24 protein-coding genes and 4 pseudogenes are annotated in these 23,424 nt (G+C 69.5%); 16 read left to right on the top strand and 12 right to left on the bottom strand.

Annotated elements, in window-relative coordinates; genetic code table 11:
• Window positions 1-92 precede the first annotated feature (92 nt).
• Together ACZ5WC_RS04230 and pip are read right to left on the bottom strand one after the other, a co-directional pair.
• On the bottom strand, window positions 93-236 hold the full coding sequence (locus tag ACZ5WC_RS04230) for a hypothetical protein (RefSeq protein ID WP_468539416.1): 144 nt from the start codon (window positions 234-236) through the stop codon (window positions 93-95).
• Window positions 237-825: 589 nt separating this feature from the next.
• Complete coding sequence (pip, locus tag ACZ5WC_RS04235) at window positions 826-1,803, bottom strand: prolyl aminopeptidase (RefSeq protein ID WP_468539417.1); 978 nt, start codon at window positions 1,801-1,803, stop codon at window positions 826-828.
• A gap of 66 nt (window positions 1,804-1,869) precedes the next feature.
• Between pip and ACZ5WC_RS04240 the strand changes: the two genes are divergently transcribed.
• Entirely contained in the window at window positions 1,870-2,379 is a 510-nt protein-coding gene (locus tag ACZ5WC_RS04240; RefSeq protein ID WP_468539418.1) for a hypothetical protein, read from the top strand.
• A 19-nt stretch (window positions 2,380-2,398) separates the two neighbouring features.
• Here the strand turns inward: ACZ5WC_RS04240 and ACZ5WC_RS04245 are convergent, their stop codons facing one another.
• Entirely contained in the window at window positions 2,399-4,444 is a 2,046-nt protein-coding gene (locus ACZ5WC_RS04245; protein ID WP_468539419.1) for a serine/threonine-protein kinase, read from the bottom strand.
• 276 nt (window positions 4,445-4,720) lie between these two features.
• Window positions 4,721-5,521 (bottom strand): SDR family oxidoreductase, encoded by an 801-nt coding sequence (locus ACZ5WC_RS04250; RefSeq protein WP_468539420.1) that lies wholly within the window; start codon window positions 5,519-5,521, stop codon window positions 4,721-4,723.
• Window positions 5,522-5,757: 236 nt separating this feature from the next.
• Here ACZ5WC_RS04250 and ACZ5WC_RS04255 point away from each other — a divergent pair, with 236 nt between their 5' ends.
• Both ACZ5WC_RS04255 and ACZ5WC_RS04260 read left to right on the top strand, forming a co-directional pair.
• Window positions 5,758-6,516, top strand: a complete 759-nt coding sequence (locus ACZ5WC_RS04255) for an SDR family oxidoreductase (protein WP_468539421.1) — start codon at window positions 5,758-5,760, stop codon at window positions 6,514-6,516.
• 38 nt (window positions 6,517-6,554) lie between these two features.
• Window positions 6,555-7,454, top strand: coding sequence for a LysR family transcriptional regulator (locus tag ACZ5WC_RS04260; RefSeq protein WP_468539422.1), 900 nt, complete (start codon window positions 6,555-6,557; stop codon window positions 7,452-7,454).
• A gap of 81 nt (window positions 7,455-7,535) precedes the next feature.
• On the opposite strand, the gene ACZ5WC_RS04265 is transcribed toward ACZ5WC_RS04260, so the two are convergent.
• Window positions 7,536-8,144 (bottom strand): TetR/AcrR family transcriptional regulator, encoded by a 609-nt coding sequence (locus ACZ5WC_RS04265; protein ID WP_468539423.1) that lies wholly within the window; start codon window positions 8,142-8,144, stop codon window positions 7,536-7,538.
• A gap of 36 nt (window positions 8,145-8,180) precedes the next feature.
• Here ACZ5WC_RS04265 and ACZ5WC_RS04270 point away from each other — a divergent pair, with 36 nt between their 5' ends.
• From ACZ5WC_RS04270 to ACZ5WC_RS04290, 5 genes and pseudogenes are all read left to right on the top strand, one after another.
• Window positions 8,181-9,011, top strand: coding sequence for an alpha/beta fold hydrolase (locus tag ACZ5WC_RS04270; protein WP_468539424.1), 831 nt, complete (start codon window positions 8,181-8,183; stop codon window positions 9,009-9,011).
• A 133-nt stretch (window positions 9,012-9,144) separates the two neighbouring features.
• Window positions 9,145-9,474: a nuclear transport factor 2-like protein gene (locus ACZ5WC_RS04275; RefSeq protein WP_468539425.1), complete on the top strand. Its 330-nt coding sequence runs from the start codon at window positions 9,145-9,147 to the stop codon at window positions 9,472-9,474.
• 109 nt (window positions 9,475-9,583) lie between these two features.
• A pseudogene (locus ACZ5WC_RS04280) lies at window positions 9,584-9,811 on the top strand (transposase); the annotation flags it as partial.
• Between the two features lie 222 nt (window positions 9,812-10,033).
• Complete coding sequence (locus ACZ5WC_RS04285; protein WP_468539426.1) at window positions 10,034-11,485, top strand: hypothetical protein; 1,452 nt, start codon at window positions 10,034-10,036, stop codon at window positions 11,483-11,485.
• 457 nt (window positions 11,486-11,942) lie between these two features.
• A complete protein-coding gene (locus ACZ5WC_RS04290; protein WP_468539427.1) occupies window positions 11,943-12,491 on the top strand; it encodes a DUF1062 domain-containing protein in 549 nt (182 codons plus the stop codon).
• Window positions 12,492-12,665: 174 nt separating this feature from the next.
• Here ACZ5WC_RS04290 and ACZ5WC_RS04295 read toward each other — a convergent pair whose 3' ends face one another.
• Window positions 12,666-13,211 carry a hypothetical protein gene (locus ACZ5WC_RS04295; RefSeq protein ID WP_468539428.1) on the bottom strand — a complete coding sequence of 182 codons (546 nt, stop codon included), beginning with the start codon at window positions 13,209-13,211 and terminating at the stop codon, window positions 12,666-12,668.
• Between the two features lie 128 nt (window positions 13,212-13,339).
• Window positions 13,340-13,528: pseudogene (locus tag ACZ5WC_RS04300) on the bottom strand (hypothetical protein); the annotation flags it as partial.
• Here ACZ5WC_RS04300 and ACZ5WC_RS04305 point away from each other — a divergent pair.
• Window positions 13,463-13,672: a hypothetical protein gene (locus ACZ5WC_RS04305; protein WP_468539429.1), complete on the top strand. Its 210-nt coding sequence runs from the start codon at window positions 13,463-13,465 to the stop codon at window positions 13,670-13,672. The pseudogene ACZ5WC_RS04300 and the gene ACZ5WC_RS04305 overlap by 66 nt on opposite strands.
• Before the next feature lie 12 nt (window positions 13,673-13,684).
• Here ACZ5WC_RS04305 and ACZ5WC_RS04310 read toward each other — a convergent pair whose 3' ends face one another.
• A complete protein-coding gene (locus ACZ5WC_RS04310; RefSeq protein ID WP_468539430.1) occupies window positions 13,685-13,864 on the bottom strand; it encodes a DUF397 domain-containing protein in 180 nt (59 codons plus the stop codon).
• Between the two features lie 163 nt (window positions 13,865-14,027).
• Window positions 14,028-14,087: pseudogene (locus tag ACZ5WC_RS04315) on the bottom strand (hypothetical protein); the annotation flags it as partial.
• 154 nt (window positions 14,088-14,241) lie between these two features.
• Between ACZ5WC_RS04315 and ACZ5WC_RS04320 the strand changes: the two are divergent.
• The 3 genes from ACZ5WC_RS04320 to ACZ5WC_RS04330 are packed head-to-tail and all read left to right on the top strand — an operon-like array spanning window position 14,242 to window position 17,065.
• Window positions 14,242-14,673: a hypothetical protein gene (locus ACZ5WC_RS04320; protein ID WP_468539431.1), complete on the top strand. Its 432-nt coding sequence runs from the start codon at window positions 14,242-14,244 to the stop codon at window positions 14,671-14,673.
• Window positions 14,670-16,478 carry an alpha/beta hydrolase gene (locus ACZ5WC_RS04325; protein WP_468539432.1) on the top strand — a complete coding sequence of 603 codons (1,809 nt, stop codon included), beginning with the start codon at window positions 14,670-14,672 and terminating at the stop codon, window positions 16,476-16,478. Before ACZ5WC_RS04320 ends, ACZ5WC_RS04325 begins: the two co-directional genes overlap by 4 nt.
• A complete protein-coding gene (locus tag ACZ5WC_RS04330; protein ID WP_468539433.1) occupies window positions 16,475-17,065 on the top strand; it encodes a hypothetical protein in 591 nt (196 codons plus the stop codon). Before ACZ5WC_RS04325 ends, ACZ5WC_RS04330 begins: the two co-directional genes overlap by 4 nt.
• A gap of 25 nt (window positions 17,066-17,090) precedes the next feature.
• Here the strand turns inward: ACZ5WC_RS04330 and ACZ5WC_RS04335 are convergent, their stop codons facing one another.
• Window positions 17,091-17,330, bottom strand: a complete 240-nt coding sequence (locus tag ACZ5WC_RS04335) for a DUF397 domain-containing protein (RefSeq protein WP_468539434.1) — start codon at window positions 17,328-17,330, stop codon at window positions 17,091-17,093.
• 161 nt (window positions 17,331-17,491) lie between these two features.
• Here ACZ5WC_RS04335 and ACZ5WC_RS04340 point away from each other — a divergent pair, with 161 nt between their 5' ends.
• The 3 genes and pseudogenes from ACZ5WC_RS04340 to ACZ5WC_RS04350 all read left to right on the top strand — a co-directional run bounded on the left by ACZ5WC_RS04340 (window position 17,492) and on the right by ACZ5WC_RS04350 (window position 20,378).
• On the top strand, window positions 17,492-17,782 hold the full coding sequence (locus ACZ5WC_RS04340) for a hypothetical protein (RefSeq protein WP_468539938.1): 291 nt from the start codon (window positions 17,492-17,494) through the stop codon (window positions 17,780-17,782).
• A gap of 153 nt (window positions 17,783-17,935) precedes the next feature.
• Window positions 17,936-19,076: pseudogene (locus tag ACZ5WC_RS04345) on the top strand (hypothetical protein).
• A 381-nt stretch (window positions 19,077-19,457) separates the two neighbouring features.
• Window positions 19,458-20,378, top strand: coding sequence for a lysostaphin resistance A-like protein (locus ACZ5WC_RS04350; RefSeq protein ID WP_468539939.1), 921 nt, complete (start codon window positions 19,458-19,460; stop codon window positions 20,376-20,378).
• A 223-nt stretch (window positions 20,379-20,601) separates the two neighbouring features.
• Here ACZ5WC_RS04350 and ACZ5WC_RS04355 read toward each other — a convergent pair whose 3' ends face one another.
• Window positions 20,602-21,348 carry a hypothetical protein gene (locus ACZ5WC_RS04355; RefSeq protein WP_468539435.1) on the bottom strand — a complete coding sequence of 249 codons (747 nt, stop codon included), beginning with the start codon at window positions 21,346-21,348 and terminating at the stop codon, window positions 20,602-20,604.
• Window positions 21,349-21,549: 201 nt separating this feature from the next.
• A complete protein-coding gene (locus ACZ5WC_RS04360) occupies window positions 21,550-22,470 on the bottom strand; it encodes a hypothetical protein (protein WP_468539436.1) in 921 nt (306 codons plus the stop codon).
• Window positions 22,471-22,758: 288 nt separating this feature from the next.
• On the opposite strand from ACZ5WC_RS04360, the gene ACZ5WC_RS04365 reads away from it, so the two are divergent.
• Window positions 22,759-23,400 (top strand): TetR/AcrR family transcriptional regulator, encoded by a 642-nt coding sequence (locus ACZ5WC_RS04365; protein ID WP_468539437.1) that lies wholly within the window; start codon window positions 22,759-22,761, stop codon window positions 23,398-23,400.
• The last annotated feature ends 24 nt before the right edge of the window (window positions 23,401-23,424 follow it).

The following is a 23,424-nucleotide window of genomic DNA, read 5'->3' on the forward strand; positions in this document are numbered from 1 at the left end:
GAGACGGTTCTCTTGGTCGAAAACCCATCTACCAGGGGCTTCACCACGTTGTCAGCCCAACAGCCTTACGCGCAAACCAAGTTGGAAAAGGCTCATGGCCCGTCGGTGCACAGCATCGCGTCCGTCAGCTCGAACAGCGCGTCGGCGCGGGCGGTCAGGCAGTCGTAAAAGTCGGTCCGGAACCGGGACAACACGGTCAGGGACTCGACGCGAACAGCGTCGTGCAGCAGACTCACCCTCGCGGCCTTGGCATGATCAACAGCGTCTCGACAACGCACATGATCACACCAAGGCCGCACCGCTGTCGCACCAGCCCCTGCCGAGCAGCAGGTACTCAACTCCGTTATGCAGCAAGGTCGTTAAAAATAAGCTAAGGTGCGTCGATAATCAGGAGCAATGCGGATGATATAAGCCAGTTTTCCGGATTCGGTAGTGACCTGGATGGCGGGATCTATAGAGGTATCGGGATTGGAGGAAATGGCAAGACGGTCATCGGCATAAAGAATTCCCGAGGGGGTGGACGTGTTCGGTTGGGCTGAGGGCGGGGATTGGTGCAGGAGTGGAATTCGGTGGCGGAATGATTTGCATGCAGAGTGGTGAATTTGGTTAATGGGGGGCCGCGTTAAGAGGAAGGGGTTTACGTGTTCGCTATAGTTGTCGGGGTACTGATTTTTTCAGTCGGTGTCTCCATGGTCGGGAACTTTTGGAACCTTGCGGGTCGAATGTTCAATCGTGCATCCAGTCGAGTGAACCCGGGGACGGCGACCGTGAACACGTTTCGCCTGGGCGGATTCGTCATGATTGCGATTGGGATCTTTTGGGTGGCTACAGCGCTTCCAGAAGTTCTCTGACCGGCACATTCTGTGATGGTTCGCGGGTCTCCGTGCCGCCCAGGTGGCCTGCGTTGTCGATGATCGTCAGTTCGGCGTCCGGCCAGGCGCGGTTGAGTTCCCAGGCGGTGCTCAGGGGGCTGGCGAGGTCGAAGCGGCCGTGGATCAGGGTGGCGGGGATGCCGGTCAGGTGGTGCGCCTGGTCGAGCAGTCGGCCTTCCTCCAGCCAGGCTCCGTGGGCGAAATAGTGGGCGCAGATCCGGACGAGCGCCTGCTGGGCGCGGTTCGGGCGGCTGCTGTACGGGGGCGGGCCCGCGATCGCCTCCATCGAGATGACCGCGTCCTCCCAGGCGCACCAGTCGGCTGCCGCCCGTTCCCGTACGGCCGCGTCGTCGCTCTCCATGCGGCGGGCGTACGCCGCGACCAGGTCCGTGGGGCCCGTCGCCTCCGGGACGCCCGCGCGGAAGGCGTCCCAGGCCTCGGGGAAGATCTGGCCGACGCCCCGGTAGAGCCAGTCGATCTCGCTGCGGCGGGTCGTCGTCACCGACGGGATGACCATCTCCGTGACCCGCTCCGGGTGTGCCTGCGCGTACGCCAGGATCAGGGTGGAGCCCCAGGAGCCCCCGTACAGCAGCCAGTTGTCGATGCTCAGGTGTTCCCGAAGGCGCTCCATATCGGCGATCAGGTGGGCTGTCGTGTTGTACGCCATGTCCGTCGCCGGGTCACTCGCATGCGGTGTCGAGCGGCCGCAGCCCCGCTGGTCGAAGAGGACCACCCGGTAGCGGTCCGGGTCGAAGTACTGGCGGGCGCGGGGGGTGCAGCCCGAGCCGGGGCCGCCGTGGACGACGAGGGCCGGCTTGCCGTCCGAGTTGCCGCAGGTCTCCCAGTACACGTGGTTGCCGTCGCCGACGTCCAGCATGCCGCTCTCGTACGGTTCGATCGGCGGATACAGCTCGTCCGGTTCCCGGCCCATGCTCCGTGCCTCCCTCAGTGAGCCGGACAGTCTATGGTGCCTGCCGTGCGACGTATCCTGGGTGGCGTGAACGCTGCTCCCCGGGTCCTCGCCGTCATCGGTGAACTCCTGGCCTCCGCCGGGCCCGATGCGCGGGGTGCGCTGTGGCATCTCGCCGAGAGCGGTCGGGAGTTGGATGCCAATCTCGTGCGGCTCCCGGCCGGAGCCGAGGTCGGCGAGCATCAGGAGGACGTGCTCGATGTCCTTCTCCTCGTGGTGGCTGGTGGCGGGAGCCTGCGGTCCGGGGACGGCCAGGACCTGGAGCTGGGGGCGAGTAGCCTCCTCTGGTTGCCCCGTGGCTCCCGCCGCTCCCTCGCCGCCGGGCCGGACGGGCTCGCCTACGTCACCGTCCACCGCCGCCGCCCCGGCCTCGCGATCAAGGCGCCCGGCAGCGGGGCGTACGAGGGCGGCGAGGGGGACGCAGGCGGCGAGGGCCCCTGCATGTCGGACCGGGTCTGCCCGGGGTGCGGGCGGTTGTCCGAGGACCCCGCGCCCTTCTTCTGCAGCCGGTGCGGGGAGCCGTTTCCGGAGCGGTGAGCCGACCCCTGGCAGCGCCTCAGTACCCCTCGCACTCCGTCAGGTCCGGGCGTCCCGGCGGGTTCTTGTCGCCCACCAGGCCCGACAGGTTCTCCGTGTACATGTCCTCCCAGGTCTTGCTGCCCAGGATGGTGCGGAGCGCCGCGCACACCTCGCCCTTCAGGGTCGGCGTTCCCGGCCGCATCGCCACGCCGTAGCCCTCCGCGCCCTGGATGTTCTCCAGCCGCCGCACCTTGCCCGGGTTGGCCTTGAGGTACCCGGCGAGAATGATGTCGTCCGAGGCCACCGCGTACACGTCGGACATCGGGTCCAGCAGCCTGTCCAGGCAGTCCTGGTACGTGTTGGGCTGCGACTTGGCCATGGTGAAACCCTGCTCGGGCAGCGCCTTCTCGTACGTCGACGCCCGTGCCGTGCACACCTCGACGCCGAGGTCCCGCAGATCGCTGGAGTCGTTGATCGTGTACCTGCTCGACTTCTCACGGACCAGGAAGCCCCGGCTCGCCTCGTAGTACGGGCCCGCGAAGTCGACGCTGTACTCGCCCGGTGAGGCGGTCTTGCGGTCGTCCGTGATGCTGTACGAGGCGATGACCAGGTCCACCTGTTTGGTCTTGAGGGCGGTGCTGCGGTAGTCCGTGGCGACCGTGGTGAAGGCGACCTCGCCCCGGTCGTAGCCCATGCTCTCGGCGATGGCGTAGGCCAGGTCGATGTCGTAACCCTTGTACGTACGGGTCTTCTCGTCGAACATGCTCAGGCCCGGCTGGTCGTCCTTGACGCCGATCTCCAGCGTGGGGTGGGTGTCCTTCCACCGCTCCTCGGTGCCGCCGCCCTTGCCCGAGCCCGAGCCCGAGCCCGCGCCCTGGCTCTGGCCCTGGGCCGAACCGGCTTCGTCCCCGCCGTCACCCTGCGCGACGAGCCAGCCCGCGCCCGCCAGCAGTGCGACGGACACGACCGCCGCCGCCACCTTCCACCCGCCGTACCGGCCGCGCCGTCCGCTCGCCGAGGGAGTGACGGGAGGGGGAGGGACGGGAGGGACAGGGACGGAAGGAGTGGTGCGGGCGGCGGAGGCGGGAACGGACGTGCCCTGCGCGGGGGTTGACGGGCTGGGTGTGGACACGGCCGTCGGCGGGTGTGTGTTGGCGCCGCCCGGCGAGGTGGCGGGGCGCGGTGCGGCCGGGTCGTCGAGGACCTCCCGGAGCATCGCCTCCGCCGTCGCCGCGTCCAGGCGCTCGCGCGGGTCCGTGATGAGGAGGCCCTGGATGACCGGGCCGAGCGGTCCGGCGTACCGGAGAGGGGGCTCCGGCGACTGGCGGATGTTCTCCTGGACCTCCCACACCTCGCGCCCCCCGAACGGGACACGGCCCTCGGCCATTTCGTACAGCGTGATCCCCAGCGCCCAGAGGTCCGACGCGGGCGTCGGCCCGGGCGATGCGGGGGCGAACAGCTCGGGGGCCAGGTACGGGGGTGTGCCGATCACGCTGCCGGAGCGGGTCACCCGGTCCGCGCCCTCGAACGTGGCGATGCCGAAGTCGACGAGGATCGCGAGCCCGTCGTCCCGTACGAGGACGTTGCCGGGCTTCACGTCGCGGTGGACGACGGAGGCGCCGTGCACCGCCCGCAGGCCCTGGAGGATCTGGAGGCCGATGTCCGCCGCCCTCGGCACGGCGAGGACCCACTCGCCGCGCAACATGTCGGCCAGGGACCGTGCTTCGAGGAGTTTCATCACGATCCAGACCTGGTTGTCGGTCTCGACCTGGTCGTGGACCGTCACCACGTTCTGGTGCTCGATCTTGGCGATCGCCTCCGCCTCGCGCCGGGCCCGCTGCATCGCCGCCGTCTGCGTGCCCGCCGTCATGGCGTTGCGGTCGAGCAGGCCCTTCACGGCGACGAACCGGCGCAGCCGCCGGTCGTGGGCCTTCCAGACCTCGCCCATGCCGCCGCTGCCGATCGGCTCCAGCAGCTCGTAGCGTCCGTCGATCACGAGGAGGGGCGCGTCGCCCGCGGGTCCGCCCTCGGGCGTGCTCCCCGGGCCACCCTGGGGTGTGTTCGCCCTGTCTTCGCTGTGCATACGCCCCCGACCCCCTGTGAACTCCGTGGCCCAGGCCAGATTAGACGTTCCGTCACGTTCCGGCCGGTCTCATGACCGGTCTCATTGAACCGGTCATCTGACGGGTCTCATTGCGGGTCTCATGGCGGACGGGTCTCGCGGCAGGCCTCGCGGCAGGTCCCCCAGCGGGCCCCCTGGAGGTCCCCCGAGAAGTGTCCCGGCAGATGTCCCCGGGAAGTATCGCGGTCGGTGTCCCGGGCGGCCCGGGCGGCCCGGGTGGCGTCCGGTCGGGCCCTTTCAGGAAGCCGCTCCGCCGTTGCTCTTCAGCAACTGGCCGTTGACCCACTGGCCTTCGGGCGAGCAGAGGAAGGACACCAGGTGTGCGGTGTCGCGCGGGGTGCCGATGCGGCCGAGCGGGGTGCCCCGGATCAGGGACTCCCGCAGCTCGTCGTTCATCCAACCGGTGTCCACGGGGCCGGGGTTGACGACGTTCGCCGTCACCCCGAGGTGGGCCAGCTCGTGCGCGGCGGCCAGTGTGATGCGGTCCAGGGCGCCCTTGCTCGCGCCGTAGGGCAGGTTGCCCACCGTGTGGTCGCTCGTGAGCGCGACGATCCGGCCCGCCACCGCTTCGGGCGCGCCGCGGAAGCGCAGGCCGTACTCCCGTACGAGCAGCCAACTGGCCCGGCTGTTCACGGCGAAGTGCCGGTCGAACGCCTCGACCGTGGTGTCCAGCAGTCCCGAGTCCACCGACTCCGCGTGCGACAGGACGAGCGCGGTCACCGGCCCGCCTAGCTGCTGCTCCGCCTCGTCGAAGATCCGGGCCGGGGCGTCGGGGTCGGACAGGTCCGCCTCGATCGTCGCCGTCCGGGCCCCGGACTCCTCCAGCTCCTTCGCGATGGACGCGGCGGCCCCGTCCTCGGCGCCCCAGGCCATGCGCCGGTCGTAGGGCGTCCAGTAGGTGAAGGCGACGTCCCAGCCGGTGGCGGCGAGCTGCCGGGCGATGCCCGCGCCGATTCCGATGCTGCGTCCGACACCGGTGATCAGGGCGATGGGGCGGGCCGTTTCCGGGGCCGCCGACGGCTGTCCGTTGATCGTCACAGGGTGATCCTTCGTGACCCGTACGCGTACGTCAATGGCCTTTCCGGACACCGGGCCGAGCCCTCCGTACCCCCCTGTGAACCCCTTGTGAGCTGCGACGACTCATCTTTCTGGTGGGGCGACCGGATCTTTGTGTTTCCCCTGGGCGGACGTGCGCTCCTAGCGTGGACAGCGGAAAGTGTGACGAACGCCGCATATCGGAATGCGGCCGGAGAAGCGGAGAGAAGGGCCCCATCATGAGTGAGCAGCAGTTGCTGAACGGCAGGACCGCCGTGGTCGCCGGAGGCGCGAAGAACCTCGGTGGTCTGATCAGCCGTACGCTCGGCGAGGCCGGTGCGAACGTGGTCGTCCACTACCACAGCGAGAACACCGCCGCCGATGCCGAGAAGACCGCGGAGGCCGTACGGGGCACGGGCGCCCAGGCCGTCGTCGTACAGGAGGACCTGACCCGCGTCGAGGGGGTGCGCAGCCTCTTCGACCAGGCGCTGGACGCCTTCGGCGGGGTGGACGTCGCCGTGAACACCACCGGCATGGTGCTCCGCAAGCCGATCGGCGAGACATCCGAGGAGGAGTACGACCGGATGTTCGCGATCAACTCCAAGGCGGCGTACTTCTTCCTCCAGGAGGCGGGTGCGCGCCTCAACGACGGCGGCCGGATCGTCAGCCTGGTGACGTCGCTGCTCGCCGCGTTCACGGACGGGTACGCCACGTACGCCGGCGCGAAGGCCCCGCTGGAGCACTTCACCCGGGCGGCGGCCAAGGAGTTCGCGCCGCGCGGTATCGCGGTGAACAATGTGGCCCCGGGGCCGATGGACACGCCGTTCTTCTACCCGCAGGAGACGCCGGAGCGCGTGGAGTTCCACAAGTCCCAGGCGATGGGCGGGCGGCTGACGGAGATCGAGGACATCGCGCCGCTGGTGAAGTTCCTGGTCACCGAGGGCGGCTGGATCACCGGGCAGACGATCTTCGCCAACGGCGGCTACACGGTGCGCTGACCGTACCGCGGGGAGACCGAGGGCCTGGGGAGGACCGTGTGAGTCTGGATCTGCGGAAGCTGGAGCATCTCGTCGCCGTCGCCGAGGAGGGCGGGTTCACCCGGGCGGCCGAACGGCTGCACCTCAGCCAGCAGGCGCTGAGCACGTCCATCCGCACTCTGGAACGTCACGTCGGGGTACAGCTCCTGGACCGGGGTCATCAGCACGTCACCCCGACCCCGTCCGGGCAGGCTCTCATCGACGACGCCCGTGCCCTCAGCGCCCAGGCGCTCGCCGCCCTGGACCGCGCCCGCCGCATCGGGCGCGGCGAGGCGGGGCACCTGCGCATCGGTCACACCCCGGCGGTCACCGCCGAGGAGGTGGTGGAGCTGCTGACCCGGGCCGGTACGGAGGAGCAGGGCGTACGGGCCCACGTTCGCCAGCTCTTCCCCGACGAACTGCGCGAGCAGCTCCTGACGGGCGCGTGCGACCTGGGCCTGACCCGTTCCATGCCGGCGGACAGCGGCCTGACCCGGGCCCGGATCGCCGAGCACCGCCTCCGGGTCGCCGTCCCCGCCGGTCACCCGCTCGCCGCCCGGACCGCGGTGGCCCTGGCCGATCTGGGCGGGGAACCGCTCACGGTGTGGGGCGAGCCGGGCTCGTCCGCGTACACGGATCTCCTGATCGGCCTGTGCCGACAGGCGGGCGTCGAACCGGACACCCGCCGCAACCCGGTCCAGGGCACCCCGCCCATCACGGCGGTCACCGCGACGGGCCGCCTCGCCTTCGTCACGTCGCCCCCGGGCCCGACGGCGGGCGGCGCGGCCCACGTCATCGACCTGGACCCGCCGGTGCACGTACCGGTCCACGCGCTGTGGCCCGCGCACACGACGTGCCCGGGGAGGGACGTGTTCCTGAGCCGGACCGGGGAGGGTTCAGAGGGCTGGGCGACTGAGTGACCATGGGCGTGACTGTGCACGTATCCGCGTCCGTAACTACGTTCCTGACCACGTCCGTGGTTACGTTCATGACCACGCTCGTTATGTGAGGCGCCCGCAGATCAGCTCGTGGGCCAGCCGGGCCGTGGCGAGCAGGTCCTCGCGCCCGGCGCCGAGGTTGGCGCGCGCCGACAGCCCGTGCCAGACGGACTGGATGAGCCCGGCTAGCGTGCCCGCGTCGGTGTCGTCGCCCAACTCGCCTCCCTTTAGCGCATGTTCGATACGTACGAGGAGGGCCTGCTCGTTGGCTTTCTGGAGTTCGGCGAAGTAGGCGCTGGTGTCGAGGGTGCTGGTGCTGTCGGCCATGGCGGCGCTGCTGAGCAGGCAGCCGGGGTGTTCGTCGGCGGGCCGGGTGAACTCGTGTACGGAGTCGACGAGGATGCGCTCGACGACGGTCCCGAAGTCCGTTTCGGCAACGGCGTGCTGGTAGATATCGCGGTAACGCTCGGCGTAGGTGCGTACTGCTTCCTCGAACAGCTCGGCCTTGGACCCGAAGGTGCCGTAGAGGCTGGAGGTGGAGAGGCCGAGGGCGGTGGTGAGGTCGCGGGTGGACGTCCCTGAGTAACCGCGCCGCCAGAAGAGGCGGGCGGCTTCGAGGAGGGCCTGGTCCCGGTCGAAGGAGCGCGGGCGTCCGCGGGTTGGCTGGGGCACCCTTGCACTATAGAGCGGACGCTCCATAATTGAATTATGGAGCGAACGATCCAGAAGAGGTTGTCGGTAGGTGGAGGCGGCGGAGAGGGGGGAGGTGACGGAGCGAGCTGGGTCACGGTCGACGTGTACGGGGACCCGGACGCGTCCGGTCTCGTCGTCGTCCCGGGAGCGATGGCCGACGCGCGGGCGTGGCGTGACGTAGCGACGGCGATCGACGCCTGGGACTCGGTGGCGGTGATCAACCGCCGGGGCCGGGCTCCCTCGGGCCCGCTGACGGATGCGTACTCGCTACGGACGGAGGTGGCGGACCTGGGCGTGGTGCTCGACGAGTTCAGCGGCTCGGAGGCGCTCTTCGGCTGGAGCTACGGCGGTCTGATCGCCCTGCTGGCCGCCGACGAACGGCCGGTGCGCCAGGTCATCGCCTACGAGCCGGTGATACGCCCGTTCGGCCTCGACGTACTCCCGGAACTGAAGGCGGCGGAGGCGGCGGAGGACTGGGACGCGGTGGTCGGGATCGTGCACCGCAGGATCGCGGGCGTCGACGTGGCGGTCGTCGAGAGCCTGCGCGCCGACCGCGAGACGTGGGACACCCTGTGCCGCCTGGCCAGGCCGGCGTACGCGGAGCTCGCCGCGCTGTACGGGCCGCCGCTCCCGGAGGAGCCGGCCCGGAGGGCGGACCGGGTCGACCTGATCGTCGGCGGGAGCAATCAGGGAAGGGCCCCCTACGGAACGACGTTCGACGACGTCGCGCGGCGTGTCCCCCGAGCCGGGGTCCACGTACTGCCCGGCCAGGGCCACATGGCGCACCTTGAGGGGCCGGGGGAGCTGGGCCGTCTGATCAGCGCCTTGGCGGCGGCCGGCCGCTGAGCGACCTCACGGCGCGAGACGTACGCGAGGTCCGGCCGCTGTCGCCCGACGTGCGGTGACGGGGGTGCCGACAGAGACTCGGTAGGGATCTCCGGGACGCGCGATCCCGGACGCGCAGTGAAGGAGGAACATCATGACCACATCGATCAGCGACCCGGTGGTGGAGAAGTTCGTCGCCGCCGTGAACGCGGGCGACAAGGAGGCCTTCTTCTCGGGGGTGCTCACCGAGGACGCCACGATGTCCGACGACGGGAGCGAACGGGACCTGGCGGCCTGGACGGAGAAGGAGATCTTCTCGCCGAAGGCGAATGGCCGTATGAAGATCGTGGACGCCTCCGACGACGGCCGCACCCTCGTCGTCGACTACACGAACGACACCTGGGGCACGATGCGGACGCGCTGGGTCTTCACGGTCACCGGCGACCGCATCAGCCGCTTCGAGACGGGCCAGGCGCCGGCCTGACCCGCCTGACTGGCCTGACCGGCCTGCCGTTCTCACGCCCTGCCGTCCTCCCGTCCTGCCGTCCTCCCGTCCTGCCGTCCTGCCGTCCTGTCGTCCTGAGGCCCGAGGTGTGTTGTTCCAGGGGGAGCGGATAGCCCCGTTGTTGCCTGGTGTTGATGGTGGTGGGCGGCGGCGGTGATCTCCGGCACGTGATCGACGGGGTTCTGTGGCGGTTGCGGACCGGGGCTCCGTGGCCTGACCTGCCGGAACGCTGTGGGCCATGGCAGACGGGCTACGAGCGGTTCGCCCGCGGGGAGGCGGCGGCGCGTGGGGCCGCTTGCTCGAAGAGGTCCAGGTCCATCTGGGTCAGTTCCGTTGCAGCTGACCCCAGGAGGGTCGTGCGGCCACTCGGGACGACAACTTCCCCTGCCTCACGCTGAGATGACGGGGCAGAGCGTCGTGTGCAAGCTGTTGACGATGCTGTACCGTCTGATTTCTGCGTGATCATTTGCATAGGCACCGTCCACCGGGGGGAGACGGCCGAGCTGCCTCATCGCCCTGTGAACTGAAAGGGCTGAGGATGAGGATCGGCAAGGCGGCCATGCTGGTGACAGGCGCACTGATCGGCGCACTGTCGGCGTGCTCGTCCGGCAGCGACGGCGCCGATGGTGCACGAGGAGGCGGAGCCGCTGGCGGGGGAACCGACAGCACGGCCGGCGTCGCCCTCACCAGCAAGATCACGGTGCCTGACGCCTTCGACAGCGGCAAGGGGTGGGAGGTCAAGGCCGACTGGCTGCCTCAGGGGCAACCCTTCCCCTACGCGGTCTCGGCGAAGAGCGGCACGGTCGCCTATCTGGACAAGACGAAACAGGGCTACGTACTGAGCGTCCGCGAGGCCGCGTCCGGCAAGCTGCTGTCGACCGGCAAGCCCTGGCAGGCCCCGAAGCTCACCGAGAAGCAGGGCGGGGACTACACCTCGGCACTGGCAGTCCCCCGTATCGCCCTGATCACGGGCGGCGAACGCGAGTTCTTCGCCGTGTGGGCGCACGGCGAGAAGCGAAAGGACGAGCTCCACGACTTCAAGCAGGCCATTTCCGTGGCCTTCTACCCGGCCGACGCATCCGGTAAGGACCTCGCGCCCGCCGGCTCCGGGGACGTCCAAGCGCCGGATGGCGAGTTCGACAACCAGGTCAGCGTGTTTCCCGGTGCGGGGGGTCTGCTCGTCAGGTCCTACTTCGACAACCTCCTGATCTCACCCGACGGGAAGGTCACCGACAACGGCGACGCCAAGGTCCGGATCGGCGGGCAGTCAGTGGACGGCGACTACAGCATGGTGTTCCCCGGCCGGGACGGGCTGGTGACCAACAACAAGCACGAAGGCACCGGAGAAGGCGGATTCGGCGTCGACGGCGGCTGGGAAAGCGCGAAGGCGATTCCGCCGGGCGCCGAGGCGGTCGTCGAATTCGACTCGGCCTTGCGGCCCGTGGAGCAGGTTCCCAACGGCCATATCGTCGGTGCCGTCGGCGACCTTCTGATCGCCGGGTGGGGCAAGGGGAGGAAGGAGAGCTCCGCCGTCACGGTGAGTGAGAAGATCTCCGCCGTACACGACATGACGACCGGCAAGGTCCGGGCCACTGCCCCGTGCGAAACCGCAAGCACTTCGTACGCCGCCGACATTCCCAAGGTGACGCACCGGGAAGACGTTCCGCCGGCGGTCTCCCCCAACGGGCGCTATCTGGTCAAGGGCGGCAACCTCTTCGACCTGCGGACGGGCAAGGGCGCGTGCGCCGACAAGGGTGAGGACGCCAAGGAGATCATCCTCTCCTCCGTCGGCGACGACGGCACGGCCTACGGCATCGCAGGGGAAGACGCCCCGCGGATCCCGGTCTCCGTCTCCGCAGCCACCGGCGCCGCCAAGCCGCTACCGGAGATGGCCACGACGCCGACCGCCATGGCCAGGGGCGCGGGCGTGTTCATCACGCACGCCGGGCAGGACACGATGCGCATGATCGTCCTCGGCCTGCGGCACTGACCCTCACCGTGCGGCTTCCGCTCCCGCTCCCGCTCCCGCTCGGCGAGGTGGGGCGGGGCGCCGCGGGCGCACCATCCGAGGCATGCGATCCACGGTCGCGGCCATCTGTCAGACAGGCCGAGGGGCTGCCCGGTCAACTCCTCGCGAACGGCGGCGAACTGTCGCGACAGATCGCGCCCGCCGTGAGGGCCTGAGGAGAGCGCGGTGAAGCCGAAAATGCGGTGAAGCCGAAAACGCGGTGAAGCCGAAAACCGGTGAGCCGGGAACGCGGTGAAGCCGAAAACCGGTGGAGCGGCCCCGCTGTGCGCCGTTACTGTGCCGCCGAACCCCGTCGTCTGGGCAAGGACATGCCGTTGTACACCCTGTGAGACCTCCTGAGCGCTGAATCGTCGCGCGTCGCGCCTGTGCGCCGCGCCCCTTTTTGCTGCGGATTTCTCACTGGAACCGGTGTACACCTGTGCTCGAAAACTGGGTGGTCGCGCCCACCTGCCTGCCTCTCGTTCTCCGTCGTTGCCACGCGTGCGCGTCCCAGCGCTTCCGGGCGAGCGGAAAGTTTCGTGTCAACGCCAACCACAAGGCCATCGATGCCTGGCTCCTCGTGCTCTGCACCGCCTGCGGGGACACGGCGAAGCTCACGGTCCTGGAGCGGGTGAACGTACGCTCCGTACGGCCCGAACTGCTGGACCGGCTGCACGCCAATGACCCGGGACTGACTGCGGAGTTGCTTCAGGACCCGGCTCTGCGGCGCCGTAACCGCATCGCCCTCGACTGGGCGGGCGCCTGGCGTCTGGACACCGGCGGTTCGGACCACCTGGACCGCGAAGTGATCGATGTCTCGGTCCGCTTCGCGGCGCGGATTCCTGTCCGGCCGGTGCGACTGATCGCTGACGGTTGCGGTCTTTCGCGGGCCGAGGCCGAGCGCCTGATCACGGAGGGGAAGCTCGTTTCGGCGGTCCGGCTGACCGGCAAGGTCTCCGACGCCTTCACCTTCACGCTCAAGCGCTGAGCGCTGAGCGCTGACCGCTGCCCGGGGGCCTGGTCTCGGCCAGGTCCCCGGGGGCAGTCCCCGGGGCCGCCGGGCACTCGCGGGCAGGTCCGGGTGCCGGAGGCCTGTCCGACCGTGTTGCCTGCCGGGCCGGGGCCGCCTTCCCCGGTACGCACGCATGAATGACCGTTGGGATCAGGCCCGGCGGCGTCGGTAGTACGCGTAGGTGAGAGCCAGAAGCAACGGGCCCCACAGGTTCATCAGCCCGCTCATCGTCATCGCGAGGACGTCCCAGCCCTCGTCGTACGGCCAGGCAGCCCTGCCGACGGTGGCGGCCTCGTACAGCCAGTGGACGCCGAGCGCGGTGATGAGGAGACCACCCAAGGCTGCGGGGAAGATCGCGGCGGCGGGCGGGACGCGTCGGCCGCCCAGCCTCGGCACCCAGCGCGGAACGACCTCGCCCCAGCGGCGTACCAACCCGAAGCTGAGCAGCGCGAGGATCTCGGTGAGGACCGTCAGCCCGATGACGTAGGGCGCGTTGAACCAGGCGGGGGACATGGGCTCCCCGCCCATGCCGTATCCGAAGCCGATCGGCAGCCGCCAGATGCCGACCGGCAGCACAACCAGCGGGATGGCGTGCGCGACGCGCTCCGCCCAGGCCGGCACGCTGTGCTGCACGAGGCCCGTCCCTTCGGAGTGCACACCGAAGTCCGTAGGGGAGGAGTGCCTTGTCGTCGTCATGTCTTCAGCCTGGCGGGCTGGGGGATGACGCGGATCCCCTCGAAGGTCCGACCGGCTAAGTCCTGCGGGTGACCAGGCGTCAATCTCCGGGCTGACGGGGGCAGTACCCACTGCCGAGGCCTGTCACGGGGCGACAGGTCGACGCCCCGGGCCGCGATGCCCTGCTGAGCGAGGTGGGCGAGGGCGCGGCCGGTGCCGCAGCCGATCCCCAGTACGGAGCCCGGCCCGCCGAGGAGCTCCGTTTCGGGGCGGTGCCGACCTTCCTGACCTGGTACTTCCTTTCCAACGGGCCACTGGCGGAGCTGGGATGGACCCAACGGGGCCCGAACGAGGACGACGGGATGCTGTTGTGGCTGGTCATTGTCGTGCCGCCGTACCCGCGTCCCTGCCCGTACCCGTACTGGCCGGTGTCGGTGGGGCTGAGCCTCGCCCCGTTCCTCCTGGGCGCCGGTTTCGGCTGAGCGACCGGGGTTTCAGGAGGCGGCGAACTCCACGAAGTTCGTCCAGGAGGCGGGGGAGACGGCGAGCGCGGGGACGGTGAGGTCCTTGGAGTCGCGGATGTGGACGGTGTGGGGGCAGGCGGCCACCTCGACGCAGTCGCCGCCCTCGCTGCCGCTGTAGGTGGACTTGGACCAGTGGAGATCGGTGCTCATAGTTCCTCTGCCATCTTCTCGATCGTTTCCAGGGTCCTCTCCGGAGTGTATGCCTGGGCCCGCGTGACGCCGTACCTCCCGAACAAGTTCCCGACGTCCGGCTGTTCGGTAATGAAAAGGCTCCCCCTTGGCCTTCGATATAGGTCAACTGCCGCCGCTCGGCTGTTTCCAGGAGAACGAATGGGCCGCTGAGTCCTGCATGGTCCTCACGGTCAGCTGGCATCAACTGAATTCTCACGTGCCGGAGACGAGTCACCTAGGCACGGTTGTTCAGCCGTTCTCTTGTCCGGAATCTGTTCTCGATCGCGTACACATGTGCAATCTGAGCTAGCCTCTCGAAGCGCAGTATCGGAAATGCAGACAGACGGGTGATCGCCGTGTCCTATTCGGAGCGCTGGCAGGAACTGTTCGGACCGACCGGCGATGGGCCCGCGATGAGGCTCGCCTCGGCGTTCTCCGACCCCGGGGCCGGCGCGGGCGGCACCGGAAACCTCAAGCACAGCAAGGGTCCTTGGACCAGTGCTTCCGGCACCGCCGACGATCTGCGCACCAGGACGGAGACGAGCCGGTCGGCACTCGGGCGCGGCCACGAGGGCGTCGAGGCGGGAGCCGCCGGTCTCAGCTCGGTCGCGGCCCTCAAGCGCGTGCTGACGTCCTGGGAAGAACGCCTTGAGGCGGTGCGGGACGAGTGCGAGTACCTCAAAGGGAACCTGCTGACGGTCGCCAAGGAGATGGGGGAGACGGAGATCGCGATCAAGACGTCCTTCAAGGGTGTCCACGTCTCCGGCAAGGCGGACGAGAAGCGATGACCGGAACCCTCACCTGGCAGCAGCTGCGCGACCTCAAGACCTCCGAGCTCACGCAGGCGGGCGACAAGTGGCACGAGGTCTCCGGCCGTTCGGCCTCCGACCGGGTACGGGTCGACCGCGCGATGTCCGCGAAGCTCCGCGAGACCCAGGAGAGCGATACGGTGGGGGCGGCCCTCGGCAGGCTCCGGCGGCTCAGCCGCAACTTCCAGTACGTGCAGACCGAGTGCGGGCTGGTCCGTACAGCGCTCAACGGGCTTGCCGGTGATCTCGCCGATCCTCAGCGCCAGTTGAAGCAGGCACTTGAGGACGCCGCCTCCCTGAACTTCACCGTCCACGAGGACGGTTCCGTCAGCTACCCGGCCGCCGAGGTCGAAGATGCGGCCGGGGCGAAGCAGGAGGCGCCGGGCGGCAAGTCCCAGGGCAGCTCCCGCCTCCCGCTGGAACCGCCAGGCCTCGGCTCGCCGGGGCAGCAGCCGCTCTACCCCGGGTACTCGGGCTTCAAGCCAAGGAACCCGAACGCGGCGAAGGCGCAGGACGTGGCCGACCGTATCGCCCGAGCCGTACGGACCGCGCAGGAGATCGACGCCCGGTACGCGAAGACCCTCAATGGCCTGAAGGCGGAGAAGGGCCTCGATGTCACCGCGGCCACACTGAAGGACGTCTTCCGGGACACCGCCGACGTCCGCTCCACCGCGGGTATGCACCTCGCCGAAGGCATCCCGCAGGACAAGGACCCTGCCGAGCGCAAGAAGTGGTGGGACGGGCTGACCGACGAACAACGGCAGGAGTACCTGAAGGTCGCACCGGACCTGATCGGCGATCTGGATGGCATCCCGGCGGTGGCCCGCGACGAGGCGAACCGGAACTACTTGCCGGTCCTCATCGACGAGGTGGCGCGACGGGACGGCGACGACGCCAAGACCAAGCTCGACGCCCTCCGCGTGATCCAGGGGAAGCTGAGCGAGTCGAGCCACCCGCCCATGTTCCTTCTGGGCATCGGGGACGAGGGCAACGGACGCGCGATCGTCTCGTACGGCAACCCCGACACCTCCAAGCACGTCGCGGCGTACGTCCCCGGTCTCGGCACCAAGCTCAACGACGACTTCGTCACGGACACGATGAAGCGGGCTGAGGACACGGCCCTCGGTGCCGAGGAAGTGGACCCGTCCGTCGCCTCGATCATCTGGCTGGGCTACGACGCCCCGCAGAGTGTGGACGTGATGTCGAAGGGCGATGCGCAACGGGGCGCCCCGGCGTACAACGAGTTCATGGCGGGCATCTCGGCGACGAACGCGAACGAGGACCCGCATGTGACGGCGATCGGGCATTCCTACGGCTCGCTCACCGTGGGCACGGCCGCCCAGGAGTCCGGCGGTATCCCGGGCGTCGACGATGTGATCCTGCTCGGCAGCCCCGGCGTGGACGCGCAGAAGGCGACGGAACTCGGCGTGGGCAAGGAGCATGTGTTCGTCGGCGCCGCCGACAACGACCCGGTCACCCACCTGCCCACGAAGGGCGAGTCGGCGCTCGGCTGGGCGCTGGGAGGCCCGGTGGGGGTCAGGGTGGGACGTGATCTCTTCGATGTCGGCAACGACGATCTGTACTTCGGCAAGGACCCGGCGAGCGAGGCCTTTGGGGCACAGCGCTTCCAGGTCGACGACGGGCCCAGGATGGTCCGCGATGTCGGACTGTTTGACGCCCACTCCCAGTACTTCGATCCCGAGCTGGATGATGTGTCGGCGGCCAACATCGCCAAGATCGTCGGCGGACGTCCTGAGGACATCGTGAGGGAGAAGCATCGATGAGGCGCATCAAGCGAACCGTTCGCGTGGCCTGTGCGGTGATTGTGGCCGGCGTGATGGTCGCCGGGTGTGGGCTGTTGGGCGGTGTCAAGAACGGAAAAGGTGCATTGGCGGGCATGGACATGCAGGGAGCGGCGGGGCGTGCCGACGGGATGTTCTACGCGACGGTCGGGGAGATCAAGCCGGAGGTCGAATGGGTTCACCGCGCGACGACGACCGGCAGCTGCGACGTAACGCGCTACTGGACCGTGATGACAGTCATCTCCGAACAGCGCCGGGGCAACTTCCTCGGCGTGGTCGAGCGTTTCTGGAAGGCGAGCGACTACCGGATCAAGATGGTGAATCCGAGCAAGGAGATGCCTACGATCATCGCCAGGTCCGCGGACGGCTTCGGCCTCAGGGTCAGTTTCGGCTACAAAGGGCAGGCGTTTTTCCAGGTTACGAGCCCCTGCGTGGACGAGTCGAAGGTGGCAGCGCCCACGAAAGTGGCGAACGGCCGCACGTACGAAGGCGAAATCCCCACCCCCAACGTCCACTCCGACTTCTGGTCCGCAGAAACCCCGGTACCGGGCGCCACCCCCTCGTCCTGACGCCTGGAGAGCTCCCCCGCCTTGCTCAGGAGGCGGCGAACTCCACGAACGAGGTCCAGGACTCGGGGGAGACGGCGAGCGCGGGGACGGTGAGGTCCTTGGAGTCGCGGATGTGGACGGTGTGGGGGCAGGCGGCCACCTCGACGCAGTCGCCGCCCCGGGGGCCGCTGTAGGTGGACTTGGACCAAGCGAGCGCGACCTCGATGCAGTTGCCGCCCTCGCTGCCGCTGTAGCTGGACTTGAACCAGTGGAGACCGGTGCTCATAGTTCCTCTGCCATCTTCTCGATTGTCTCCAGCGTCCTCTCCGGAGTGTATGCCTGGGCACGCGTGACGCCATACTTTCCGAACAGGTTACCCAGCTCCGGGTGTTCGGTGACAAAGAAGCTGCCTCCCTGCCCTTCGATAAGGAAATCGCGTACGAGGTCATGCAGTTCACCGACTTCCACGCCGGGCCCATCGTCCGCTCCGGCATCGGCGAGCGCAGCATGTACTTCCTGCTGGCGCCCGGTACCGCCGCCGCGTTCCGGTGGCCTCCCGGGGTGGAGGCGATGAGCAGGAGTTCGCGCTGGGGCGCGTTCGGCGGGGTGCCCGCGCTGGACGGGGCCACTTGGCCGTTGGACTGGCGTTCGCGGCCTACGGCCCAGGAGCCGCTCGTGGAGGGCGGGTTGCTGCACGAGATGGCGTGGCTGCGGGCGGGGTGCGCCGTGAAGGAGTGATCCGGCGTGGCCTGGCTCCCGGCTGCGGTACCGTGATCGTGTCATCACGCTCTGTGCGCGTACGTACATGTTACGTGTGTGGGGCGGCCCCCGGTGGTGTTACAGCACCGGTCCGGGGACCTTCACCACTAGTGGATCAGGAGTCCACCCGCGATGATTTCGCATGTTATCCCGCCCGACCGGGGCTATACGAAGGCCCCCAACGACCTCGTCCGCAACCCGCGCATGGGTAGTGACGCGAAGCTCCTGGTCATCTACGTGCAAGGGCTGCCCGAAAGCGATCGGGACAAGGCTCTGAGCGAGCACGCCCGGGAGCTTCGGTTGACCGGGCGCGCGTACCAGAAGGCGAAGGCCGATCTGGTGACGTACGGGTTCGTCCACGAGAAGCGGGAGAGCGTCGCCGGGGGGGCGTTGGCGGACCGTGCAGGTGTTCTCCAACCGTCCGTTGACGGATGATCAGGCGGCGCGGCTGCGGGCCGGTGTCCCGGCCGAGGGGTACGGGTACGAGCCGCTCGACACCGCCCCCGCGACCGACCTCGCCAACGCCCCCACGACCACCCTCGCTAACGCCCCCACGGCCGCCCCAGCTAACGCCCCCGCTCCGAGTGCGCATTGGCCGACGGTCGGTCGGCCGAGGGGTCGGACGGTCGGTGGTCTATTACCCGCAGACGAAGAACTGGGGAATAACGATCCCCACCCACCCACCGAAGCGGTCGGGGTGCCTGAGGTGCCCACAGCGGAAGCCGTGCCTGAGGCGCCCAAGGTGCCCGAGGCGCCCGAGGTGTCCGTAGTGGAGCCCCTTGAGTCCGAAGTGGTCTTGGCCGAGCGCGTATTGCTGTCGCTGCGCCACGACAAGCGGGAACTGCATCTCGGTGTACGCGAGGCCCGCAAGCTCTCCGGGCTCGCCGCCGAGTGGCTGCGGCGGGGCGTCAGCGCCGGGGAGTTGCGGCAGGCGCTGAGCGGTGCGCTGCCGCCCGAAGGGGTGAGGTCGGCGGTGGGGTTCCTGGCGCACCGGTTGGCGGAGAAGCTGCCCGCGCCTCCGGCCGACGTACCTCGGTCGGAGCCCGCACCGCCGCCGCCTCCCGCTCTGATCGCCTGCGCGGGGCCCGGCGAGGAGCACATGTTCCGGCCCGCTGTCCCGTGGGCCACCACCTGCGGGCCCTGCCATCGGGCGGAGCAGCGCGCCTACTGGGCCGAGGTGCGCGCCCACGCCGAGGCCGCACCCGAGCCTCCGTCGTGGCGTGAGCGCGTCGCCGCCGTCGGTACGGGCGTCGACGGAGGCGGGGTGCCGTGAGGTAGCGGCCGGAGTGGAGGGAGGCTGCGGCATGGCGGGTTCCCTCCCCTACGGGCTCTTGACCGACTCCTGGCCGCCCACTGTCGCCGTGGCCGTGAGCTGGTTCACTCTGCCCCGAATCGCTTTGACCCGAGTGCTGGGCGCCCGCAGGATCGGCAATGATCTGTATTGCCTGTTCTTGACCGGAGCGGGCACGGGAAGCACGCAAGGGGGAAACACGTGGACGAGCAACACACTGCGGGGGCGGGCGAGCCGACTCGTACGGCCGGGCCAGTCCCCACGCCCGGGCCAGTCCCTACGGCCTGGGCGGCCCCTGGGACCGAGCCATCGGCCCCCGCCCCCGCCTGGCAGGGATGGGACCGGCCCCCCGAGTGGGCCCGCATCCCGTCCGGGCCTACCCGGGCGCCCTCCGGGTCCCGCTACGACGAGCAGGGGCGCAACGGGCGGGGCGGCGGCAGGCTCGCGTGGGTGGGGGAGCTGGTCGTTGTCCTGGGGATGCTCATCGGTGGGCTGTTGACCGTCTTCGGTGTCGCTTCCATCGTCGCGGCGGTGTTCGATCTGGCGCCCGCCTCGGCGGACAGTGAAGTGGTCTTCACCGATCCGGTCGCCGAGCTCGCCATGTCGCTCGTCAGCCTGGCGATCGGCATACCCGTGGTCCTGTTCGGCGCTCGCCACATGGGTAAGCGTCCTGCCGGGACGGTGTCCTCCGTCGTTGGGCGGCTGCGCTGGGGGTGGCTCGGGCGCTGTGCTGTCGTGGGCGTCCCGCTGATGATCCTCCAGTTGGGGCTGATGATCGCGTGGACCTGGGACGACGAGCCGGTCGGGGACGTGGGCGGGGGCTTCCCCGGCTGGTCCGCCCTCGCCGTGAGCCTTGCCGTCGTGCTGGCACTCGTCCCGTTCCAGGCCGCCGCCGAGGAGTACGTCTTCCGGGGCTGGCTGGTCCAGGTGATCGGGCGGGCCGTCCGGTCGCCCTGGCCCGCCGTCGTACTCGCGTCGCTCCTGTTCGCTCTGGCCCACGGGTTCGGTGAACTCTCCGGGTTCGTCCTGCTGTTCTACTCGGCGCTGTGGTGGGGCTGGTTGGTCATCCGTACCGGCGGCCTCGAAGCGGTGATCGTCATGCACGTCGCCAACAACGTGCTCGCGTTCGGGCTCGCGGCGGGCTTCGGCGCGCTCGACGACACCAGTACCGCGGCCGACGCCCCCTGGCAGGCCATGGTCGTCGAGCTCGCCTTCGCCCCGCTGTACTGCCTGGTCATCGCGCGGATGGCGGACCGGCGCGGGATCGCGCGGGTGAGTCCCTGAAGCCCTGGTCGGCGCGTCGCGTCGCGTGCCACGGCAGGTGCGGGCGCGACGCCCTGATCGCCGCTCACGGGAGGCCGCGGCCGCCGTTCTCTCCGCGCGGTGCGGCCGATGGGCCCCCGCCGTGTAGCTGCTGGGGCCCATCGTCAGACGCTGAAGCTGCTGCCGCCGCTGAGGTGGCTGGAGCCACTGCGGCCGCTGAGGTGGCTGCTGAGGAGCCGGTGGCTCAACGAACCTCGAAGAAGTTCACGTTGTGCCGGTTGACCTTGATGCCGAGCTTGACGAAGCCGCCGTCGCGGTCGTCGCCCGCGTACTTGCCCCAGTACTGGCAGTGCAGACCGGTCTCGGTCTCCTCGTCGACGGCCTTGGCCACGGGCAGCTCCTCGCAGGAGAGCTTCTCGGCGTCGGACCGGCCCTTGTAGGACTCCCAGAGCCGGTTGTAGGCGGCCTTGGCGACCAGCAGGCCCTTCTTCGGGGTGCTGTTGTAGAACGTCATGAGGCTGCCCGGCTTGTACTTGTCGCTGATCTTGATCTCGTACGGGATGACCGCGCCCTCGTAGGTGACGTTGCAGACGCTGACCGCGCCGGCTTCCTGGGTGACGCCGTCGGGGCAGTTCGCGCTCGTCTTGCCGGGGACCTTGACCCGGCTGAGCAGGTTCTCCTGGAGCTTGTGCTCGACCTTCTCGGTGAACGAGGCGCCGTTGTCGGGCTTCGGGAGGACCTTGAGCTTCGGGTCGGAGCTGGAGGCGAGGACGTCCGGCTGCGGACCGGTGACCGGGACCGCCAGGTCCGCGCCCGGCTCGGGAGCCTTGTCCTCCTTCTCGGGTGTCTGCTCGGCGGACCCGGACGAGCCGGCCGAAGCGCTGGACTTGCCGGAGTCGTCGTCCGACGAGGGGCCGCAGCCGGTGACCAGGATGCCGACGGCGGCGAGTCCGATGAGGTTCTTCCCAATGAGGTTGTTCGAGATACGCATAAGCGGAGCCTAAGTTGCGCCTGTGACGCCCCTGTGTGACGAGTCAGGGCCTTGTGGGCCCCAGGAGGGGCGGGCAAAAGGTATGAGAAGCGCAAAGACTGGGGTATTCCGATTTGCGATCTGTACGTTCCGTGCCCCTGATGGTGACTCAGCCGAGAAGGACCCGTGGCGCGAATGTGACGGTGGGTTCTGCTCGCGGCGTCATGTGCCGGGTGCTTTCGTCAGCTCGTGCAGGTCGGGGGAGTCGGGGTCGCCGACGTATCGGTAGAGGGTGGGCCGGTCCTCTGTGCCGCCGACGCTCCAGGGGGCGAACCCGCACGTCCCGACCGATATCTCCACCCTTTGGGCCGTGGTGTCCGGCCCGGACTCGAAGCTCCACGTCCCCGGCTCCGTACAGCTGTTGCCCCCGCCGTGGGGGAGGTGATCGCCGCTCGGGGCGCTCTTGCCGAGGCCGGTGGAGCCGTAGCCGAGGTCGGCGTGGAGACCGGAGCCGGTGACCCGGCCGTCCGGCCTGAGGGTCAGCGTCCCGCCGTTGCCGTCCGACCAGCTTCCGACGAGGTCCGCCGAGGTGACCGCAGGTGGGCGGTACTCCTTCAGGAGCCCCGTCGACAGGGCGGCTGCGCCGAGCACGGCCGTGACGACCACGGTGAGTACGCCCCAGAGTAGGACCGGGCCGAAGATCCGCTTCCGGCGCGACCGGCAGAGCAGGGCCGGAACGGTGATGATCACCGTGGTCAGCGACCACCCCAGGGCGATCGCGCCGGGCTTCCCGCCGCCGGCCAGGGCGACGGCCGTACCGACGGGCGCGAGGGCGACGGCCCCCGCCACCGGCGGAACGCACCACCACGCCTCACGCCCGGCGAACCGGCGCCCCAGCGCGTCGCTCAGCCAGGCCGTGGGGAGGACGAGGGCCAGGGAGGCCGCGGCCGTGAAGGTGGCTCCGATCACGGCGAGCACGGGCAGGAACAGGACGAACAGGGCCGAGCCGCCGGTGCCTTCGGGGGTCGGTGCCGCCTGTGTCTCGTCGTACACGATGGACACGACGAGGGCGAGCGCCGCCTCCAGGAGCAGGACCATCATCGAGAGCAGCAGGTTCAGCCCGTAGAGCCGCTTGTTCTCCACCGTTCAGGTCCCCCTTGCGCACGGCGGCGGGTGCGGTTCGCCCGGTGGGGCGGCCGCTGTGCTGATCGTGCCAGACCTGTTTGAACGCGTTCAACGCGGGTCCCGTGGTGCGTCGCCGCAGGACCGGGTGGGTGGGGGAAGGCTCTGAAGAAGCGTTTCCGCGTGCGGGTATTCGCCCGTACGGGTGTGGCGCTACGGCCCGTACGGCGGTGGGCGAGCACAATGGGGCGGCGGTTCGTGCAGAGGAGCTGAGGCCCCTCTCCCGCACCTTGCGCTCAAGGAGGACCGGTGGCGGAGAGCTGGACGGTTCAGCGGACCGGGCCCGGGGACGTCGCCCGCATGCAGGCGCGCGAACAACTTCTCGAAGCGGCGAGGGAGTTGTACGGGATCAACGGCTACCGCGAGACCGCCGAGCGGGACGTGTGCGAGGCGGCCGGGGTTCCGGTGGAGGTGCTGCGCCAGGAGTACGGCTCCCGGGAGGGCCTGCTCATCGCCCTCCACAACCGGGTCACGACAGCCGGCCTGCGGGCCGCGGAGGCCGCCCTGCTCTCCGAGGGCATCGACGACTGCTCGATCGCGGAGCGGGTCCGCCGGCTCTTCGACGCGTACGTGGAGGCCGTCACCCTGGACCCGCGCGAGGCCCGCGTGACGTTCGTCGAGGTGCTGGGCGTGAGCGCCGTGGTGGACGAGCACTGCAAGCTCTGGCGTGCGCTGTGGACGGAGTTCCTGACCGGTGAGACCGAGCGGGCGGTGGAGCGGGGGGAGGCGGAGAACCGGGACTACCGGGTCGACGTGATGGTCATGGTCGGCACGGTCCACGAACTGATGGCCCACCACGCCCGCCGCTGCCGCCGGGCCCGCCCCGGGGAGGTCTCGGGGGAACTGACCCAGCTGGCGCTGTCGATGCTGGGGTCGCGGTCGGTGGGGTGAGGGCGAGCGCTTGAGCCCTGCCGG

The organism is Streptomyces sp. NPDC033165, assembly GCF_055577965.1.